Genomic DNA, 3,126 nt, shown 5'->3' on the forward strand with positions numbered 1-3,126 from the left:
TCGCAGGTGCGCGGCGGGGCCGCTGGACGGCCCCGCCGCGGCGGTCACTCGTCCTGGTAGCCGTTGTTGTCCTCGAAGTCGGCGTCGATGGCCCGCGCCGCGCTGTCGAGCTCCTCCTGCGGGTCCGGGACGAGGAGCCCGCTGCCGAGGTCCGCCACGAGGGGCAGGCCGTGGGCCCGGGCCAGCGGCCGCAGCTCGTCGACCTCGACGGCCGAGGTGAACCCCTCCAGCCGGAAGTTGCTCGGGTGCACCTTGAGCAGGCAGCCGGTCTCCGGGCCGATCGCCTCGGCGTAGTCGCGCAGGTGGGTCCGGTTGGTCGTGCCCACCTCGCGCAGCCGGGCGCCGGTCGACTCGATCAGCTCCGGCAGCCGGAAGCCGGCCCCGATCTCGACGAGCTCGCCGCGGCTGATCACCACCTCGCGGCCGGCGGCCAGGGCCGTGGTGGCCAGCACGAGGGCGGCCGCGCCGTTGTTGACGACCAGGGCGTCCTCGGCGGGTGGGCAGGCGGCGAGCAGGGCCGCCCGGGCGGCGGCGCCGCGGCGGGAGCGGGTGCCGCTCACCAGGTCGAGCTCCACGTCGACGTACCCGCCGGCCGTCACCAGCGCGTCGAGCGCCGCCGCGGACAGCGGGGCGCGGCCGAGGTTGGTGTGCACCACCACGCCGGTGGCGTTGAGCACCGGCGTCAGGCTGGAGGCGGAGCGGGCCCCGAGCGCGGCGAGCACCGCCGGCTCGACCTCGCCGGGGGCGATCTCGCCGCGCCGCGCCCGGTCCTGGGTCTCGCGCACCAGCGCGCGGACGACGTCCTCGCTCAGCCGCTCGAGCGCCCGGCGGACGGGCGGCAGGGCCAGGAGCTGGTCGGTGCGCGGGATCAGGCGGCGCGGGTCGTCCAGGGCCACAGTCCCTCCTCGTCGGGCGGCACGCGGTGCGGGTGGTCGGTGCGCGGGTGGGCGGCGCAGGGGGTTGGCGGAGGCGGACGGGAATCGAACCCGCCAGGCCGAGGTGCTCGGCCTCACCGGTTTTGAAGACCGGGGGGCCCACCAGGACCCGGACGCCTCCGTCACCCAACCTAGCACCGCCGTCACCAGTAGGCTGACGACATGGAACAGACCCGGACGCCGACCCCGCCCCTGCCAGCGCCCGGGACGGTCCGCCTGACCGGCTTCGCCCACGGCGGCGGATGCGCGTGCAAGATCCCGCCCGGCGAGCTCGAGGACGCGGTCCGGGGCCTCACCGGCCAGGCGGGGGACGGCGTGCTGGTCGGTCTCGACGACGGCGACGACGCCGCGGCCGTCCTGGTGCGCGAGGACCTCGCGGTGCTGTCCACCGCCGACTTCTTCACCCCGGTGGTCGACGACGCCTACGACTGGGGCCGGATCGCCGCCGCGAACGCGCTCTCGGACGTCTATGCCATGGGCGGGCGCCCGGTCATGGCCATCAACCTCGTGGGCTGGCCCCGCGACGTGCTGCCCATGGAGCTGATGACCGAGGTGCTCCGCGGCGGCCTGGCGGTCGCCTCCGATGCAGGGTGCCCGGTGATCGGGGGGCACTCCATCGACGACCCGGAGCCGAAGTACGGCATGGCCGTGACCGGCGTTGCCCACCCGGACCGGCTGCTGCGCAACGACGCCGCCGCACCGGGGCTGCCCCTGACCCTCACCAAGCCCATCGGCGTGGGACTGCTCAACAACCGGCACAAGGCGACCGGCGAGTTCTTCGCCGAGGCGCTCGCCACGATGACCCGGCTCAACCGGGACGCGGCCGAGGCGGCGCTGGCGGCCGGGGCCCGGGCGGCCACGGACGTCACCGGCTTCGGCCTGCTCGGGCACCTGCACAAGATGTGCCGTGCCTCCGGGGTGGGCGCGGTGCTCGACCGGAGCGCCGTGCCCCTCGTGGAGGGCGCGGCCGAGGCGCTGCGGGACGGCTACGTCTCCGGCGGGACCCGCCGCAACCTGGACTGGGTGCGCCCGCACCTGCGGGCGGGGACCGGTGTCACCGAGGACGACCTGCTCCTGCTGGCCGACGCGCAGACCTCGGGCGGCCTGCTCGTGGTCGGCGAGGTGCCGGGCTACCCCGTGGTGGGCCACACCGTGGCCGGGTCCGGACTCCACGTGCGCTGAGCCCCGCCGGGGCACGGCGCCGGGCGCTCAGCCGACGGTCGTGATCGAGTCGTCGGTGATCCCTGCGGCGCGCCGGGCGGCCAGCCGGGCCTTCTGCGGCTCGATCGTGTAGCGGGGGTCCACGGCCGAGTGCAGACCGGCCTCCATCACGCCGAACCGGGTGAGCGCCGAGGACGCCAGCAGCGCCAGCCCCGAGACCGCGGCGACGGCCCGGTGCCGCCCGCCCAGCAGCGTGCCGAGACCGCCGGCGACCGCCAGCCGCTCGCTCCACGCCAGCATGGTCCCGGCCTGGCCGTGGTGCAGCGGCTCGGCCGCCACCGGGTCCATCCGGCGCTCCATCAGCTTCGTGGCGATCAGCTCACCGGCCACGCCCAGCAGGGCCAGCCGCCTGGCGGGGCCGGCCTCGCCGACCGAGGTCGTGACCATGGCCAGGCCGCCCGAGGCGAGGCTCGCCGAGCTCACGAAGACGAACGCCAGGTCCTCGCGGGCGGCGTTCCAGGTGGGCGTCGCCGTGTCGGAGAGCAGCGCCGCGGTGTACGCGGCGAGCGGGCCCGCGAAGACCGCGGCCTCGACGCCGGCCGGGCCCTCCACGGCCCGCAGCACCGGGCGCAGCGGGCCCAGCGGAAGGCGGGAGCCGGTCATCCGGTCCACCTCGGACGCGACCGCGGTCCCCATGCCGGCCCCGAACGCGCTGAGGATCCACGTGCCCATGCTCATCGGCGAGGTCGGCTTGAACGTGCGCAGCATGTGCAGGAAGCGCTCCGGGCGGCCGAGGTCCGCGACCAGCGCCGCGCCGCCGAGACCGAGCGCGGTCACCGAGCCCAGCCGGGCGTTGCGGCGCAGCTCGGCCCGGCCCGTGAGCTGACCGCCGAGCGCGAGCAGCGCGGAGCCGCCGGCCACGCCGCCGAGGAACAGGTACGCGGCGACCTCGTGGCCCCAGGGCGCCGGCTTGACCACCGGGCGGCCGTAGTAGGAGCCGAACTCCGGCTCCGGGACCATCGGCATCTCC

The 3,126-nt window shown here is 76.4% G+C and carries 2 protein-coding genes, 1 tRNA gene and 1 pseudogene; 1 reads left to right on the plus strand and 3 read right to left on the minus strand.

Annotation, left to right across the window (positions count from 1 at the left end):
- Positions 1-80: 80 nt before the first annotated feature.
- Positions 81-896 (minus strand): annotated as a pseudogene (gene selA / locus CRM73_RS18630) (L-seryl-tRNA(Sec) selenium transferase); the annotation flags it as partial.
- A 65-nt stretch (positions 897-961) separates the two neighbouring features.
- Positions 962-1,056 (minus strand) — tRNA-Sec (locus CRM73_RS18635).
- Between the two features lie 41 nt (positions 1,057-1,097).
- Here CRM73_RS18635 and selD point away from each other — a divergent pair.
- Positions 1,098-2,117, plus strand: a complete 1,020-nt coding sequence (gene selD, locus CRM73_RS18640) for a selenide, water dikinase SelD (RefSeq protein ID WP_229588726.1) — start codon at positions 1,098-1,100, stop codon at positions 2,115-2,117.
- Positions 2,118-2,144: 27 nt separating this feature from the next.
- On the opposite strand, the gene nrfD is transcribed toward selD, so the two are convergent.
- The coding region (gene nrfD, locus CRM73_RS18645) for an NrfD/PsrC family molybdoenzyme membrane anchor subunit (RefSeq protein WP_229588727.1) at positions 2,145-3,126 on the minus strand (982 nt) is incomplete at its 5' end.

Source organism: Kocuria sp. CCUG 69068 (genome assembly GCF_020833785.1).
Classification (GTDB): domain Bacteria; phylum Actinomycetota; class Actinomycetes; order Actinomycetales; family Micrococcaceae; genus Kocuria; species Kocuria rosea.

What these genes read in the sequence shown, in the direction of transcription:
- selD (WP_229588726.1), top strand. Translation starts at nt 1,098, where the DNA reads ATGGAACAGACCCGGACGCCGACCCCGCCCCTGCCAGCGCCCGGGACG.